The sequence below is a fragment of the Aliiroseovarius subalbicans genome, from assembly GCF_022678625.1.
GTDB lineage: Bacteria > Pseudomonadota > Alphaproteobacteria > Rhodobacterales > Rhodobacteraceae > Aliiroseovarius_A > Aliiroseovarius_A subalbicans.
This window is the reverse complement of sequence record NZ_JALBYQ010000002.1, coordinates 150,791-166,419: the sequence shown is the minus strand read 5'-3', so window position 1 is coordinate 166,419 and position 15,629 is coordinate 150,791. Positions and strand designations below refer to the sequence as shown.

The following is a 15,629-nucleotide window of genomic DNA, read 5'->3' as shown; positions in this document are numbered from 1 at the left end:
CGTCACGGCAACCCCGGCGATGATCGGTTCGACCGTTGCAGGTGCAACGCTCTTGCCAAGCCCCTTGTTTCATGGCCTTTATGGCGCAACCGGGGGAGCGCCGTGACCGATTTCAACCTTGATGCCTTTCTGCCCTACCAACTGGCTGTTCTGTCCGCGCGTGTCAGTGCCGGGTTCTCGCGTCACTATCGCAAGGCCTATGGCATTTCTGTCGCCGAATGGCGGGTGGTGGCGCACCTGTCGCGCGGCGATGCGGTCAGCGTGCGCGAAATTCACGAGCGGGTCGACATGGACAAGCCCAAGGTCAGTCGGGCGGCCTCTCGGCTGGAGGAGGCGGGCTATATCACCAAGACGGTGAACGAGACCGACCGCCGCCTGGTCGAGCTGAAGCTGACCGACAAGGGCCGCGCGATGATCGACGCGCTGGCGCCGATCGCCAAGGCCTATGAGCAGGAGCTGGTGGGGGCGCTGGGCGGCGACGACGGCCCGTTTCGCGACCAGGTCCGGCGGCTTGGCGAGGCGCTGAAGCCGCGTCAGACCGACTGACGGAGCGTCAGAGGCGACAAGGCCCGCGCCCTGTGTCACTCTGCCCGCGACATCTGACAGAGCGGGAGAGACCACATGACCGATATCGTAATCCTGGACGGCGCACGCACCGCCATCGGCACCTTTGGCGGCAGCCTGGCCGCCACGCCGCCCATCACCCTGGGCGCCATCGTTGCGCGAGAGGCCATGGCCCGCGCCGGGGTCGAACCGGGGCAGGTGGGCCAGGTCGTGTTCGGCCACGTGATCAACACCGAACCGCGTGACATGTACCTGTCGCGCGTCGCGGCGATGGAGGCGGGTATTCCCGACACCACCCCCGCGATGAATGTGAACCGCCTGTGCGGTTCGGGCGCGCAAGCAATCGTGTCGGCGACGCAAAGCCTGATGCTGGGCGATGCTGATTTCGCGTTGGCAGGCGGCGCCGAAAGCATGAGCCGCTCGCCCTATATTCTGCCCCAGGCCCGCTGGGGTCAGAAGATGGGCGACACCGGCGCGCAGGACATGATGCTGGGCGCGCTGAACTGCCCGTTCGGCACTGGCCACATGGGGGTCACCGCGGAAAACGTGGCCGCCGAGCATGACGTCAGCCGCGCCGATCAGGACGCCTTCGCGCTGGAAAGCCAGGCCCGCGCCGCAGCGGCGATCGAGGCCGGGTATTTCAAGGACCAGATCGTGCCGGTCGAGGTGAAGCAACGTCGCGAAACGGTGCTGTTCGACACCGATGAGCACCCCAAACCCACCACGCCCGAGGCGCTGGCAGGCTTGCGCACAGTGTTCCAGAAGGACGGCACGGTGACGGCGGGCAATGCGTCAGGCATCAACGACGGTGCCGCCGCCCTGGTGCTGGCCCGTGCCGAGGCTGCCGAGGCAGCAGGGCTCAAGCCCCGCGCCCGCATCCTGGGCTATGCGCTGGCCGGCGTGCGGCCCGAAGTGATGGGCATCGGCCCGGTGCCCGCGGTGGAGAACCTGTTGGCCAAGACCGGGCTGGCGGTGACCGATTTCGACGTGATCGAATCGAACGAGGCCTTCGCGGCGCAGGCGCTGGCGGTGAACAAGGGTCTTGGCCTGGACCCGGCCCGCGTGAACCCCAATGGCGGTGCCATTGCGCTGGGCCACCCGGTCGGCGCCACCGGCGCGATCATCACCGTGAAGGCGCTGCACGAACTTGGGCGGACAGGTGGATCGAAGGCGCTGATCACCATGTGCATCGGCGGCGGTCAGGGCATCGCCATCGCCATCGAGCGGCTCTGACGCGGGCAGGTCGGCGCCCCGGCACGGCTCCCACCCATTGCACCGTTGTGGCGACCGCCCCCGTGTGGTCGCCCACCCCGCCGCGCCGGGGCGCCCACCGAGCGCAGCGAGGCCACCGCCCCGCAGGAGCAGATTTTTCGTTAAAAAATCTGGTGTGTGGCTCAGACCGCTTTGCGCGCGTTCAGGGCAGCCGAGATCGTGCCATCGTCGAGATAGTCAAGCTCGCCCCCGATCGGCACGCCCTGGGCCAGCGACGTGACTGCGCAGCGTCCTTCCAGCTCTTCGGCGATGTAATGCGCGGTGGTCTGGCCGTCGACGGTGGCGTTCAGCGCCAGGATAACTTCGGTGATCGCGTCGTCCACAACACGTTGGACCAGCCGCGGGATGCCCAGATCTTCAGGCCCGACCGAGTCCAAAGCCGACAGCGTCCCGCCCAGCACGTGATAGCGACCCTTGAACACGCCTGCGCGTTCCATCGCCCACAGGTCGGCCACGTCTTCGACCACGCATAACTCTCCGGTCGCGCGCTTTTCGCTGGCGCAAATATCGCAGATGTCGGTTGTGCCCACGTTGCCGCAGGTCAGGCATTCGCGCGCGGTGGCCGCAACCACCTGCATCGCATCCGACAACGGGGCCAGCACCAGGGCGCGCTTGCGGATCAGGTACAGCACCGCGCGACGGGCCGAGCGTGGGCCAAGCCCCGGCAGCTTGGCCATCAGCTCGATCAGGTTCTCGATGTCGCGCGGGGCCTCGGCCATGTCAGAACGGCAGCTTCATGTCCTTGGGCAGGCCCAGGCTCTCGGTCATCTTCGACATTTCCTCTTCGCTCTTGGCTGCCGCCCGGGCCTGGGCGTCCTTGATGGCGGCCAGGATCAGGTCTTCGACGACCTCTTTTTCGTCCGGGTTGAAGATCGACGGGTCGATGTCCAGGCCGGTCAGAACGCCTTTGGCGGTCGCCGTGGCCTTGACCAGACCCGCGCCGCTTTCGCCCGTGACCGTGACGTTGGCCAGGTCTTCCTGCATCTCGGTCATCTTGGTCTGCATTTCTTGTGCGGTCTTCATCATCTTGGCCATGTCGCCAAGCCCGCCCAGTCCTTTCAGCATGTCATGCTCCTTCGAAAGTGTTTGATCTCTAGATACGGGCGCCGGAGCGCGCATACAAGCCGCATGGCGCCCGAGACGTCAGTCATCCTCGAACGGATCCCATTCGTCCTCGACTTCCGGAAGCGCCTCGACGGCCGCCTCGGCGGCGATGTCGTCGGGGGTGCGAATGTCGCTGATCTTGGCGCCTGGAAATGCGGCGATCACGGCCTGGACCAGGGGGTGATCCTCCGCCTCTTGCTTGAGCGCAAGTTCCTCACCGTCGCGCAGTTCGGCAATGGTTGGCGCGTCGCACTCGTTGACCAGCGTTACGCCCCAGCGCACACCGGTCCAGCCTTGCAGACGTTGCGCCAAACGGGCGGCCAGGTCCTGTGGGGCTTTCTCGGTTGGGGTGAATTCAATCCGTCCGGGGGCATAATTCGCCAGCCGCAGCGCGCCTTCAACCTCGACCAAAAGCTTCACGTCGCGATTGGCGCGGATCAGCTCGACCACATCCTCGAACCGACCAAAGCGCGCCAGCGCGTGGTCGCTGTCCTGTGCCAGGGCGGTTGCAGTCGCGCCACCAGATCCACCGGACGGAGCCGAGCGAAGCGAGGCCCCCCCGCCCGCCGCAGGCGCGGCCCTGCCAGGGGCTTGCCCCCCACCGCCACCATTCCCCCCCGGAAGGGGCGGCGGCACGGGGGCGTCCTTCAAACGTTTCACCAGTTCTTCGGGCGACGGAAGGTCGGCCACATGCGTCAGCCTGATCACCGCCATTTCGGCGGCCATCATCGCATTGGGTGCGGCCCCCACTTCCTCAAGCGCGGTCAAAAGCATCTGCCACATCCGCGTCATCGCGCGCATCGGCAGAGCCTGCGCCATGGCCTGCCCGCGCAAACGTTCATCCGGCGCGACTGTCGGGTCTTCGGCGGCTGCGGGCGTGATCTTGATCACGCTGACCCAATGGGTCACCTCGGCCAGGTCGCGCAGCACAGCCATCGGGTCGGCGCCGTCGGCATATTGCGCCGACAGCTCGGTCAGGGCCGCCGCTGCGTCCCCCTTCATGATCAGGTCGAACAGGTCCAGCACACGGCCCCGATCTGCCAGACCCAGCATCGCGCGCACCTGGTCGGCGGTGGTTTCCCCCGCGCCATGCGATATCGCCTGATCCAGCAGCGATTGCGCATCCCGGGCTGACCCTTCGGCCGCGCGCGTGATCAGCGCCAGCGCGTCTTCGGCGATCTGTGCCCCTTCCGCGTCCGCGATCCGGCGCAGCATCGCCAGCATGTCTTCGGGCTCGATCCGGCGCAGGTCGAAGCGCTGGCAGCGCGACAGCACCGTAACCGGCACCTTGCGGATTTCGGTGGTGGCGAAGATGAATTTCACATGCTCCGGCGGTTCCTCAAGCGTCTTCAGAAGTGCGTTGAAGGCGCTGGTCGACAGCATGTGCACTTCGTCGATGATGTATATCTTGTAGCGTGCCGAGGCCGCCCGGTAATGCACGCTGTCGATGATCTCGCGGATGTCGCCCACACCGGTCCGGCTGGCGGCGTCCATCTCCATCACGTCCACATGCCGCCCTTCGGCGATCGCCACGCAGTGTTCACAGGTCCCGCAGGGTTCGACCGTTGGCCCGCCGGTCCCATCCGGTCCGATGCAATTCATCCCCTTGGCGATGATGCGCGCGGTGGTGGTCTTGCCGATGCCGCGGATGCCGGTCATCACGAAGGCCTGCGCGATCCGGTCGCTTTCGAACGCATTCTTCAGGGTGCGAACCATCGCCTCCTGCCCGACCAGATCGGTAAAGCTTTCCGGTCGGTATTTACGTGCAAGAACCTGATAGGCTTTTTCGGCGGTCTCGGTCATGGCGTCCCTGGATTCTGTCTGCGGCTCAGGGTAGTCGCGACGGCAGCCAAGGTCCACCGGGAACACAGTCCAGGACCGCCAATTTGCGCAGGGCAGGTGGCCAGCGTCAGCTCTGAGCTTCTTGCGTCTGAAGCTTCGCCAACCCCTGATAGAGCGCCGCGATGATCTCGGCCTCGGTGATGCAGAACCGGGCCGAGGGCGAAATGTCGACGGTGCCATCCGCCCCGATCGGTGTGTGCTCCCCCCCGGCGCCCCGGACCGACAGGCCCAGCGGGCGGCAAATCTCTTTCGCCTTCCGGTCAGTCCCGTCTGCGGTCAACCTGGGCAGCGGAATGTGAACCGACGCCCGCATGCCGGTGCCCGCATTGGTCGGACAGGAGGTGACGACGCCGATATCGGGCGACATGGCAAAGGTCAGCCCGTCAAACCCCGAAACCTTGTCCAGTGCCGTCTTCAGCCGTTCGAACACGCGGTTCAGTATCGTGCCCCGCTCCATGCACATGATGCGCAGGTGGTCCTCTTCCCCGACCCAGATGATGAAGCCGCGATCTTGCGACACGTAACAGCCGCGCCCAAAGGGCCAGTCGGCGGCGATCCCGGCGGCGGTCAGATAGCGGTCGTTGCTCATGTCCTTGAACATGATGTGGTCATCGACCAGCGCCTGATACGTCGCCTGGTCGATCTGGTTCGGGTGGCCCGGTGTCAGCGAGTGATAGGCGCCGCCATAGTCCGGGTCAGCAATCAGAGCGTCGAACGCGGTCATCATACGGGTTTCAAGTGTCACGCGATCGTCGCGCGTCATGGCGCCCGGCAAGGGGAAATCGGCCAGATTTCGCCCGACCCGCACCCGCATGGAAAGTGCCGGAAGGCCCAGGGCCGCCAGGTCCAGAATGCCACTTTCCGGCAACCCTTCGACGCCGTCGAGCGACCAGTCGTTAAGGTGGCGGGCGTCCTCATCAACCTTGTGATATCGCGCCAGGACCCGCGCGAAGAAGGAGCGGAAATCATCATAGTCAGCCGGCTGGCAGGCATAACAGCCCATTTCGCTGTCCGGGTTATCCACCCCGGAGCGGAGGCAGGCCATCAACCGCGCCTGATCTGGCTCTGAGAGAGTGACGAAATAGGCCGGGTCAAAGCTCTGCAACGCGATGTTCTGCGGATTGTCCGCTTTCAAGGCGGCAATGCGGTCCATCTGGCTTTCAAACGGCATCTTTTCGCTCCGCAACAAACTGGTGGGGGATTACTCCCATTCCATCTGGCTGAATACTTCCTGGGCGTTGCGCCCGGCCAGACCTTCGAAATTCTCAAGATAGCTGAACGCCGATTGATCCACTTTGGGCGCGTCGATGATATCGCCGCCGTCGTCGATCAACGCGCCGATCTGGTGGCGCAGGTTGACCAACACGTCGTAAGTGTCGCGGGTGGCCGTGGCCAGGTCCGTGGGGGCGCCGTGGCCGGGCACAACATGTGTGGGGGCAAGGGCTGCGATGGCTTCGAACCCGGTGACCCATTCGCCCGCGTTCGACATCGACCCGACGCCCAGCATGCGTTCGACATAGACCATGTCGCCGGTGAAAACGACGGATTGGGCGGGCAGCCAGATGAAGCTGTCGCCGGGGGTGTGGGCCGCGCCGGGGTGCCGGATCTGCATCTCGACCCCGCCCAGACTTAAGTCATGGGCGTCCCCGAAGGTCACATCGGCATATCCGGGTTCGGTGCCGTCCAACCCGTCGCCGACCAATTGGCGCAAACCTGTCAGCTGCATGGATTGCCGGTCCTTGTGGTCGGCCACCGCGTCCTCGGACGCCAACACCTGCGCGCCCTGGGCCTGCCAATAGGCATTGCCCAGCCAACGGTGATCCTGCCCGCCGGAGTTGATTACATGGGTTACCGGCTGCTCCGTCACGCTGCGGATCGTGTCATGCAACGCCTCGGCCGCCTGCCAGCCTGCACCAGCGTCGATCAACACCGCGCCCGCGTCGGTGACGACAAGGCCGAAGGTCGCGTTGTTGCCCAGGTTTTCCGGGTCGCGTTGGGTCAGAGGTCCGACAATGGCAAAGACATTCTCGGCCACCGGTTCGACCCGCAGGGTCTGCGCAAGCGCTTGAACGGGGGCAAGGATCAGAAGGGCGGTCAGGATCAGGCGCATGGGGACTCCGGTGGTTGAGGTCTTGCAACCCTATCCAAGCTCGCCCGCAGTGCAAACAGACAGCTTGTCGCGTCAGCGCCCTTTGCGGTGCTTGGCCTCTTTCTGGAACGTGTGCACCATCTTGCCGAACGCCTTGGTGCGGGCGCGGTTCTCGGCGATTGTCTCGGTATTGCGGTTGTCCTCGGCCAGCAGTTTGCGCCAGCGGTCCAGCCGTCCCGGATCCAGCTCTCCGGCCGCGATCGCCGCCTTCACCGCACAGCCCGGTTCGGTTTCATGCGCACAATCCGTGAATTTGCACTGCCCGGCCAAAGTCAGGATGTCCTCATAGAGCGCGTCGATCCCTTCGCTGCTTTCCTCAAGCCTGAGCGCCCGCATGCCCGGCGTGTCGATGATCCAACCGCCGTTCTGCATCCGTTTGAGCGTGCGTGAGGTCGTCACATGCCGCCCCTTCGCGTCATCCTCGCGGATCGCGCCGGTGGCGTCGTCGTCCCCGGTCAGCCCGTTGGTCAGCGTGGTCTTGCCCACGCCCGAGGACCCGAGAAGGGCGGCGGTCTGACCCGGGCGCACCCAATCGGCCACCCGGGCGATGTCATCCGCATCCTTCGCGTTCACGCACAGGACGGGCATCGCCGCATCCATCGCCTGGGCCTGGCGTTCGTAATCCTGCGAATCATCCGCCATGTCGGCCTTGGTCAGGATCATCACCGGAAACGCGCCCGCGTCATGGGCCAGCGCCATGTAACGCTCTAGCCTGGCGACGTTGAAATCGGCGTTGCACGACGTGACGATGAACAGCGTGTCGACGTTGGCCGCGATCAGCTGCACCTTGGCCTCGCGCCCCGCCGCGCGCCGGTGCATGAGCGATTGCCGCTCCAGCAGGTCGCGCACCAGGAACTGATCATCCGCCAGCACCCAGTCGCCCACGGCGAAATCGCCGGAGGAGGCGCCGGGGGTCAAAAGAGTCACCGGGCCATCCGCCCCAAGGGCGGTCATCCTGTCACGGTGCACTTCACTGATGCGAAACGGGGTCAGATCGGTGTCTTCGGGCATCTGTGCCGCGAAATGAGCGGACCATCCAAGGTCCTGAAGTGTCTGGGTCATGGTTTTGCCTGTGTACAAAGGTCAGCGCCACGCGTTGCGCCATCGCGGCAACGGGTGGGAAGGAACAGGCAGGAAATGGGAATGCCCCGTCAGAAACGGCCTGCCCGAAGGATGGGTGCAACAGTCATGAACATTCCTCCGTGCAAATGGGCCAAAGGGCCGGGTATCGCGGCGCCCGTGAGCAGCCCGGGCGGTTGGGTGAGAGGCTGGACATCGACCCAAGCGGGGCTCGTTGTGGCTGCTTCCTTCCGGATCTGACCAGGTTGGCGAGGCGCTTGCCCGCGCCAACCTCTCGTCCGTGGATATAGGCGGGCCGGGCACAGGATGCAAGGTTCAGAATGTCAGGCGCATTCGGATGAGCCCATCAGGCCCCGCACCGCATGGCGTAAGGTGCAGCCCGTCCATGTTCCCCAGCAAGTCAAGCGCGTGGGGGGAGGTATTGAACACCACGCGGGTCCCCCCCGGCGCGGACAGCCGCCAGTGTGTGCAGCGCGGTAGGGTTTGCGTCGGCTGGGCGCGGAAAAACTCGGACAACACGTCGCGCATCGCATCGCCGGCCTGCAACACGCGCTCGGCATCTTCCGCGCCCGGAAATCGCCCGCCGCCCGAGGCGCGAAAATCGTTCGTGGCCAACAGAAAATGGTCGCTGTCGGTGACGGCGCGTCCGGCGTGCACAAGCCCTCGAATGCGTCCGCCCCGCGAAGATGGGTTTAACGGCGTGCCGTCCGGGGTGAACAGGGCGGGCCGCGTCAGGTCGATCCGGTATTCAAGTCCGTCGATGGTCTCGAACAGGTAACAAGGGGTGCTGCGCGCGATCAGAAGCTGATCGGGTGCGGTCGGGGCCACGCGGTTGAAGATCGTCGCCGCGCGCTCCAGCCAGTTGCGGATGAACCGCCCGTTGACACGCAGCACCACCAGGTCATTGAGGTGCGGGTACAGATCAGCAATGTCGCGCAGCGTGACCTGTCCGGGTTTGACATAGGTGAAATGTTCGGCCCCGTGGGCACCGCCGCATTTCGACGCCGATGCCGAGCACAGAAGCGGCAAGTCGGGCAGATCACCCCTGTCGACAAGATCCTGAACAAAGCGCTGCTTGGCCTGCTGCACCACTTGAACCGCAGGGCTGGGGGTCACCAGCGCAAAGAAGCTGTGCAGCGCGGTTTGCGTTGCACCAACCGGTTTGCGCATCCGGGTCATGGTGGACGCATGCAGTGGCGTGGCCAGGCGCAATATTTCGGGGTGATCTTCGACGCGGGCAATCGCGATACCCTCGGCGTTGCGCCGAAAAATCGGTCGCAAGGTGCTTTGGGCCGCGGCGACCTTGGTGTGATCGTCCTGTTGCGCAAGCTCCAGATCGATCAGCCCCAGGTGCGAGCCCCAGAACCCCGGCACCACAACCGGAACCCCGTGGATCGTGCCCCTGACCGGGTCAAGACCGGGCAGCTGCGGCAAGTCCGGTCCGGGGAACGCCTGGTGTGCGTGGCCACCAACAAGCACGTCCAGCCCGGCGACCTGGCTGAGCGGGACCAGCGCGTTCTCCATGCCCAGGCTGGGTGTGCTGGGGCTGATCCCGGTATGCGCCAGGGCAATAACGATGTCTGCCCCGGCTGAGCGCAGCTTTGGCACAAGCGCGCGGGCGGTTTCCAAGATGTCACGGGTCGGCGGGCTTGCGCCATTGCCGCCGCGCGGACGGATCGAACGGGGGGGGAGGAACCCAATCACCCCCAGTCGGAGCGTGACCGGCCGACCGTCAGTATCGGTGAGGTGACGGGTCAGGATCACATGAGGGGGGATCAGCGGCTGGTCCTCGCCTGCCGTTTCCCCGCGTTGGGCCAGCGTATTGGCCGATACGAAGGGAAACTGTGCACCGGCGATGCTGTCGCGCAGGAAATCGAGGCCGCGGTCGAAATCGTGGTTGCCCAACGTTGCCGCGTCATAGCGCAGCGCATTCATCGCGCGGATCATCGGATGTTCCGGTGCCGGGGCTTCGTTTTTGGGATGCAGGGTCACGTGATCGCCGGGCAAAGTGCCGGTCAGGAAATCGCCGTTGTCCAAAAGCACCGCATTCGCGACCTCGCCCCGTGCCTGTTCGATCAACATGGCGGTGCGGGCAAACCCGCGCGTGGGCGACGGGGCGTCGCTGTAATAATCATGCGCCAGAAGGTGCATGTGCAGGTCGGTCGTGGCCATCACCCGCAAGCGTATTTTGCGTAGGCCAAACGCCCCGGCAAGAGGGTCTTCCCGTGTCACGTCCCAGATTGTCCCGTTCATCCCCAGGGCATCGGCGTTTCACTGCCGACCCTTTCAGGATGAGCTTAGCCGGGGCAAAAGGGATTGGCCATAGAGAGGAGAGTAGTTTTCCCGCAAAGCAACCTAAACGTGTGTTGCGTTTCATTTCTGCCACGCGTTTCAGGTTCAGCTTCGGGGCAAAGCCCTGTAGGTTTCGCGTTCACGGGGAACGGAGAGAGCGATGCAGCGGGCGGAAACAGTGACATTCGGGGGCGGGGGGTTGGACCGCGCGGCGCATCTTCGCGGCGATGACGCAGCGCTTGCGGCTCTTCTGGAGGGGCCGGATGTCCGGATCCTGCCGATCTGGCGTGGCAAGCCTGCGGTGGCAGGTGAAGAAGACCAGCGCCTGGTCAAGGTGATGCCCGGGCACGCGATTCTGGCTGATTTGTCTGATCCAATGGTGTTTTTGGGGCAGGCAGACGGGCAGGCCTGGTTCGCGGCGGACATTTCCGCCTGGGAGCCCGAAGTGGCACCCGCTGACCCAACGCAGTTCTTCGATGCAAGCGAACAACACCACCCTGCGCTGTCTGCTGGGGACAGATTCGCCGAACTTCGGGGCGTTATGGCAGGCCTGTCGCCGCTAGAGGCCGAGCTGGCGGCCACCGCCAAGGCGATCCTTGGCTGGCAACGCTCACACCGATTCTGTGCGGCCTGTGGCGCGGCCAGCGACATGGGGCAGGCGGGGTGGCAACGATCCTGCCCCGCGTGTGGTACGCAGCATTTTCCGCGCACCGACCCCGTGGTGATCATGCTGGTCACCCGGGGTAACGCGGTTCTAGTCGGGCGGTCTCCTGGCTGGCCCGAGGGCATGTATTCCCTGCTGGCCGGGTTTCTTGAGCCCGGCGAGACGGTCGAAGCCGCCGTGCGGCGCGAGGTGTTCGAGGAAGCCGGCGTGCAGATCGGCGCGGTGCGCTATCTGGCTTCGCAACCCTGGCCCTATCCCTCGTCGCTGATGATTGGCTGCCATGGCGAGGCGTTGAGCACGCAAATCACGCTCGACCCGGTCGAGCTTGAGGACGCGCTTTGGGTCACACGTGAGGAAATGTTGGAGGTGTTCGCGGGGCGTCATCCGAAAATCCGCCCGGCGCGAAAAGGTGCGATCGCGCATTTCCTGCTCAGAAACTGGCTTGCGGATAGCCTGGAATAGGACCAGAATTCGCGCCGAATGACACCGCCGGACAGGCACCGGAAAGGGATGGGGCAACCAAGGCATGAAGCTTTCGACACGAGAAGACGTTGCAGCACCGATCGACGCGGTTTTCCGGGCGGTCTCGGACTTTGACGGGTTCGAGCGAGCGGCATTGCGGCGCGGGGCGGAAGTGGCGCGCACCGACACGTTGTCAGCCCCTGGGGTCGGCATGACCTGGGCCGCGCAATTTCCGTATCGCAACCGAGAGCGCAAGGCCGATCTGCGGCTGGCCAACTATGACCCGCCGCATGGGTTGGAGTTGTTTTCCAAGGTGTCGGGGATCGAGGCCGTGGTCGCCATCGATCTGGTCGCCCTGTCACGGACGCGCACGCGCATGAACCTTTCGATCGACTTGCGGCCCAAGACGATCCCGGCCCGGCTGATGATCCAGTCGATGAAACTGGCCAAGTCGAACCTGACCAAGCGCTTTCAGAAACGGGTCGCCGGTTTTGCGCAGGACATCGAAGACCGCTATACGGCCTGATCCGGCGCGTTACGAGGCTTGCCGTGTGCTCACGGGCCGCGCGCGAGGCGTGTCAGACCCAGGGACGCAATCTTTCTCGACTGTCCGTCAGTGCCGCTTTGCGTCCGCCGGATAAACGCCGAGTATGTCCAGCTGTGAAGTGAAGTATTCCAGCTCTTCCAGGGCCAGCTGAACATTTGCGTCGTCCGGGTGACCTTCGATATCGGCATAGAACTGCGTCGCCGAGAACACGCCGTCCACCATATAGCTTTCCAGCTTGGTCATGTTCACGCTGTTGGTCGCAAACCCGCCCATCGCCTTGTACAGCGCCGCAGGGATGTTGCGCACGTTGAACACGAAGCTTGTCATCATGCCGTGGTCACCGCGGCGGGTGTAATCCGGTTCGCGCGCCATGATCAGGAACCGCGTGGTGTTGTGGTCCTGATCTTCAATGTGGCGCGCCAGAATATCCAACCCATAGATGTCCGCCGCCAGATCCGAGGCGAGAACGGCCTCATTCGTCGATCCGCTTTTCGCCAGATCCAGAGCAGCCCCCGCGCTGTCCGCCGCCGCTTCGCCCCGGATGCCGTGTTTGGCCAGGAAATCCGCGCATTGCGGCAGCAGGACCAGATGCGCCCGCACCAGGTCGATTTGCGGCAGGGTCACCCCGTGTCGTGCCATCAGGCTGATGTGAACCCGTACAAAGGCTTCGTCGATGATGTGCAAACCGCTTTCGGGCAGCATCCGGTGAATGTCCGCAACGCGGCCATAGGTGGTGTTTTCCACCGGCAACATTGCCTGCTCGGCCTGTCCGCTGCGCACCGCTTCGATCACGTCTTCGAAGGTGCGGCAGGGCAGGGCTTCCATCTCGGGCCGTGCGTCGTGGCAGGCCTGGTGAGAGTAGGCGCCAGGTTCCCCCTGGAAGGCAATTCGTCCGGTCATATCCGCAATCTTTCCGATGTTTGCGCCCAAAGCGCGATCACTCAGGTGTCATATCGCTTGAAATTGAGTTGGGGAAGCGGCTAGAAGGCTTTGGAATCTGGACGAGGCGGAACGCGACATGTTCGACACAATGACTATCACCAAACTTGGCGGCGGCTTTCTGGGCGCGCTGTTGATCTTCCTTCTGGGCAACTGGGCGGCTGACACGCTTTATGCCACCGGCCCCTCGGGTCACGGCGATGAGGCACATGCCTCGGGTTACTACATTGCCACCGGCGACGACCACGGCGCCGAACAAGAGGAAGTCGTGGAAGTGGCTTTCGCTGACGTGCTGGCCGAGGCCGACGCGGGCAAGGGCGAAAAGGTGTTCAAGAAATGCGCCGCCTGTCACAAGCTGGAAGACGGCGCCAACGGCACCGGCCCGCACCTGTATGCTGTTGTTGGCCGCGCGATTGCCGGGATTGACGGCTTCGGCTACTCCGATGTGGTTGCCGGCCTGGGCGGCAACTGGGGTCCGGAAGAGCTGAACGGTTTCCTGGAAAGCCCCAAAGGCTATGCCCCCGGCACCAAGATGGCCTTCAAGGGCCTGTCCAAGATCACCGACCGCGCCAACCTGATCGCCTATCTGCAGACGATCGGCGGCTGATCAAAGCCGCTCGAGTTTTCAGGGCCGTACCGGGCAACCGGTGCGGCCCTCTTTCGTGTTCACCCCCTGCACACGGCAGGTTCACGCTTCGTTTACCAAATCTCGCCTTGAATATCCGTCGGGCGCGGCATTAGCTTGGATTTGAAGAAAACCAAGCGAAACCGCGATAATCGGAGGGAATGCCATGCAGCGTGCCAAAGGGAATGCCACAGCGATTGACCTTGCCAGCCGTGTGCTGTTGCCCTTCCTGGGGTTGGCGATGCTAGTCCTTTTGACCGCCACCCTGGCGCGGGCCGAGGGCACGACGATCAGCCACGGTTATTCCTATTTCGGATCGCTGAAATATCCGGCTGATTTTCCCCACCTCGATTACGTGAACCCCGACGCGCCGAAAGGGGGCGAGATCGCGATCTCGAACGAACGCGGCACGTTCGACAGTTTCAACCCCTATGCCCGAAAGGGCGTGCCTGGCGCGCTGGCCTCGATCGGCACGGAACGGCTGATGACTTCGACCGCCGATGAGATCGGCACCTCTTACGGCCTGATTGCTGAAAGCCTGGAATACCCCGAAGATCAGTCCTGGGTCATTTTCACCCTGCGCCCGAATGTGCGGTTTCAGGATGGCACCCCGACGACCGCGCATGACGTCGCATTCACCCACAACCTGTTCATGGAGCAGGGGTTGATTTCCTTCCGCGAAGGCGTGTCGCGCATCATCGCCAGTGTCGAGGCGCTGGACGATCTGCGGGTGAAGTTCACCTTCCAGCCCGACGCCCCGGTGCGCGAGCGCATTAGTCAGGCCGGCGCCACGCCGGTCTTTTCGCAGGCCTGGTTTGAGAAAACCGGCGCACGGTTGGACGAAAGCCGGTTGGAGACGAACATGGGCACCGGTCCTTATGTGCTCGACAGTTTCGACATCAACGAACGCATCACCTATCGCCGCAATCCAGATTACTGGGGCGCGGAGCTGCCCATCAACATTGGCCGCAACAATTTCGACGCGATTCGTATCGAGTATTTCGCCGACGGCAATGCGGCGTTCGAAGGGTTCAAGGCAGGTGCCTATACCTACCGGATCGAAAACAGCTCGAAGCAATGGGCGACGCAGTATGATTTCCCGGCACTGACCGAGGGGCACGCGGTCAAGGCCGAGCTTCCGGACGGCGCGCAGGCCTCGGGCCAGGGCTTTGTCTTCAACCTGCGCCGCGAGAAGTTCCAGGACATCCGCGTGCGCGAGGCGCTGGGCCTGATGTTCAATTTCGAATGGTCGAATGAAACGCTGTTCTACGACCTCTACGCGCGGATCCACAGCTTTGCCGAAAACTCCTATCTCGAAGCCAAGGGGCTGCCGACGCCCGAGGAACTGGCCATTCTTGAACCCCTTGCCGACCTGCTACCCGACGGTGTGCTGGACAGTGAGCCGTTTTCCTACCCGGCCTCGGGCGCCCGCCAGTTGGATCGCAAGAACCTGCGCCGCGCCTCGGCCCTGCTGGACGAAGCGGGCTGGGCCGTCGGTGACGACGGGATGCGCCGCAAGAATGGTCAATTGCTCAAGGTCGAGTTTCTGGAACGCTCTCCGGCGTTTGATCGGGTGATAAACCCTTACGTGGAAAACCTGCGCCGCCTGGGTGTGGATGCGGTGCTGAACCGGGTCGATAATGCGCAATTCGTCGATCGCCGGTACGCGTTCGATTATGACATCATCACCGACCATCTGGCGACGGGCTATGAACCCGGCAGCAATCTGGAGCAATCGCTGGGCTCGAAAGAGGCCGCAGTGTCGGTCTTCAATTCGCCTGGCGTGGCTGATCCGGCGGTGGATGCGATCATCGACGTGATCCGCAATGCGGCCACCAAGGACGACTTGATCATTGGCGTGAAAACGCTGGATCGCGTGATGCGGGCGATGAAATTCTGGGTGCCGCAATGGTACAAGGACGTCTATACCGTCGCCTATTTTGACATGTTCGAATACCCCGACCCGTTGCCGCCCTATGATCTGGGATATCTGGATTTCTGGTGGTACAACGCCGACAAACACGAGGCCCTGAAAGCCGCCGGCGCGTTGCGCTAGGCAGGCCCGAGCAGGCACAAGCACAGGCAGGGA

14 protein-coding genes and 1 other RNA gene are annotated in these 15,629 nt (G+C 63.9%); 6 read left to right on the top strand and 9 right to left on the bottom strand.

What is annotated here, in order from left to right; genetic code table 11:
- Positions 1–102 precede the first annotated feature (102 nt).
- Both MN188_RS08570 and MN188_RS08565 read left to right on the top strand, forming a co-directional pair.
- The gene (locus MN188_RS08570; RefSeq protein WP_242107920.1) at positions 103–546 is read left to right on the top strand and encodes a MarR family winged helix-turn-helix transcriptional regulator; all 444 of its coding nucleotides are present in this window, start codon (positions 103–105) and stop codon (positions 544–546) included.
- A 75-nt stretch (positions 547–621) separates the two neighbouring features.
- Positions 622–1,797, top strand: coding sequence for an acetyl-CoA C-acyltransferase family protein (locus MN188_RS08565; RefSeq protein ID WP_242107912.1), 1,176 nt, complete (start codon positions 622–624; stop codon positions 1,795–1,797).
- A 161-nt stretch (positions 1,798–1,958) separates the two neighbouring features.
- On the opposite strand, the gene recR is transcribed toward MN188_RS08565, so the two are convergent.
- From recR to MN188_RS08525, 8 genes are all read right to left on the bottom strand, one after another.
- Positions 1,959–2,555, bottom strand: coding sequence for a recombination mediator RecR (gene recR / locus MN188_RS08560; RefSeq protein WP_242107910.1), 597 nt, complete (start codon positions 2,553–2,555; stop codon positions 1,959–1,961).
- Between the two features lies 1 nt (position 2,556).
- Complete coding sequence (locus tag MN188_RS08555) at positions 2,557–2,901, bottom strand: YbaB/EbfC family nucleoid-associated protein (RefSeq protein ID WP_242107901.1); 345 nt, start codon at positions 2,899–2,901, stop codon at positions 2,557–2,559.
- A 78-nt stretch (positions 2,902–2,979) separates the two neighbouring features.
- The gene (locus MN188_RS08550) at positions 2,980–4,743 is read right to left on the bottom strand and encodes a DNA polymerase III subunit gamma/tau (RefSeq protein ID WP_242107899.1); all 1,764 of its coding nucleotides are present in this window, start codon (positions 4,741–4,743) and stop codon (positions 2,980–2,982) included.
- Positions 4,744–4,849: 106 nt separating this feature from the next.
- Positions 4,850–5,953: a phosphagen kinase gene (locus MN188_RS08545; RefSeq protein ID WP_242107897.1), complete on the bottom strand. Its 1,104-nt coding sequence runs from the start codon at positions 5,951–5,953 to the stop codon at positions 4,850–4,852.
- A 30-nt stretch (positions 5,954–5,983) separates the two neighbouring features.
- Positions 5,984–6,892 (bottom strand): MBL fold metallo-hydrolase, encoded by a 909-nt coding sequence (locus MN188_RS08540; protein ID WP_242107895.1) that lies wholly within the window; start codon positions 6,890–6,892, stop codon positions 5,984–5,986.
- A 72-nt stretch (positions 6,893–6,964) separates the two neighbouring features.
- Complete coding sequence (rsgA, locus tag MN188_RS08535; RefSeq protein WP_242107893.1) at positions 6,965–7,993, bottom strand: ribosome small subunit-dependent GTPase A; 1,029 nt, start codon at positions 7,991–7,993, stop codon at positions 6,965–6,967.
- Positions 7,994–8,189: 196 nt separating this feature from the next.
- Positions 8,190–8,288: signal recognition particle sRNA small type (gene ffs / locus MN188_RS08530), an RNA gene on the bottom strand.
- Between the two features lie 38 nt (positions 8,289–8,326).
- The gene (locus MN188_RS08525; protein WP_275116152.1) at positions 8,327–10,264 is read right to left on the bottom strand and encodes a bifunctional 2',3'-cyclic-nucleotide 2'-phosphodiesterase/3'-nucleotidase; all 1,938 of its coding nucleotides are present in this window, start codon (positions 10,262–10,264) and stop codon (positions 8,327–8,329) included.
- A 199-nt stretch (positions 10,265–10,463) separates the two neighbouring features.
- Here MN188_RS08525 and nudC point away from each other — a divergent pair, with 199 nt between their 5' ends.
- Together nudC and MN188_RS08515 are read left to right on the top strand one after the other, a co-directional pair.
- Positions 10,464–11,429: an NAD(+) diphosphatase gene (nudC, locus tag MN188_RS08520; RefSeq protein ID WP_242107889.1), complete on the top strand. Its 966-nt coding sequence runs from the start codon at positions 10,464–10,466 to the stop codon at positions 11,427–11,429.
- A 64-nt stretch (positions 11,430–11,493) separates the two neighbouring features.
- On the top strand, positions 11,494–11,955 hold the full coding sequence (locus tag MN188_RS08515; RefSeq protein ID WP_242107887.1) for an SRPBCC family protein: 462 nt from the start codon (positions 11,494–11,496) through the stop codon (positions 11,953–11,955).
- Positions 11,956–12,042: 87 nt separating this feature from the next.
- Here the strand turns inward: MN188_RS08515 and MN188_RS08510 are convergent, their stop codons facing one another.
- Positions 12,043–12,876, bottom strand: a complete 834-nt coding sequence (locus MN188_RS08510) for a prephenate dehydratase (RefSeq protein WP_242107885.1) — start codon at positions 12,874–12,876, stop codon at positions 12,043–12,045.
- A 118-nt stretch (positions 12,877–12,994) separates the two neighbouring features.
- Here MN188_RS08510 and MN188_RS08505 point away from each other — a divergent pair, with 118 nt between their 5' ends.
- Together MN188_RS08505 and MN188_RS08500 are read left to right on the top strand one after the other, a co-directional pair.
- Positions 12,995–13,522 carry a c-type cytochrome gene (locus tag MN188_RS08505; protein ID WP_242107884.1) on the top strand — a complete coding sequence of 176 codons (528 nt, stop codon included), beginning with the start codon at positions 12,995–12,997 and terminating at the stop codon, positions 13,520–13,522.
- 184 nt (positions 13,523–13,706) lie between these two features.
- On the top strand, positions 13,707–15,596 hold the full coding sequence (locus MN188_RS08500) for an extracellular solute-binding protein (RefSeq protein WP_242107882.1): 1,890 nt from the start codon (positions 13,707–13,709) through the stop codon (positions 15,594–15,596).
- Positions 15,597–15,629: the final 33 nt, after the last annotated feature.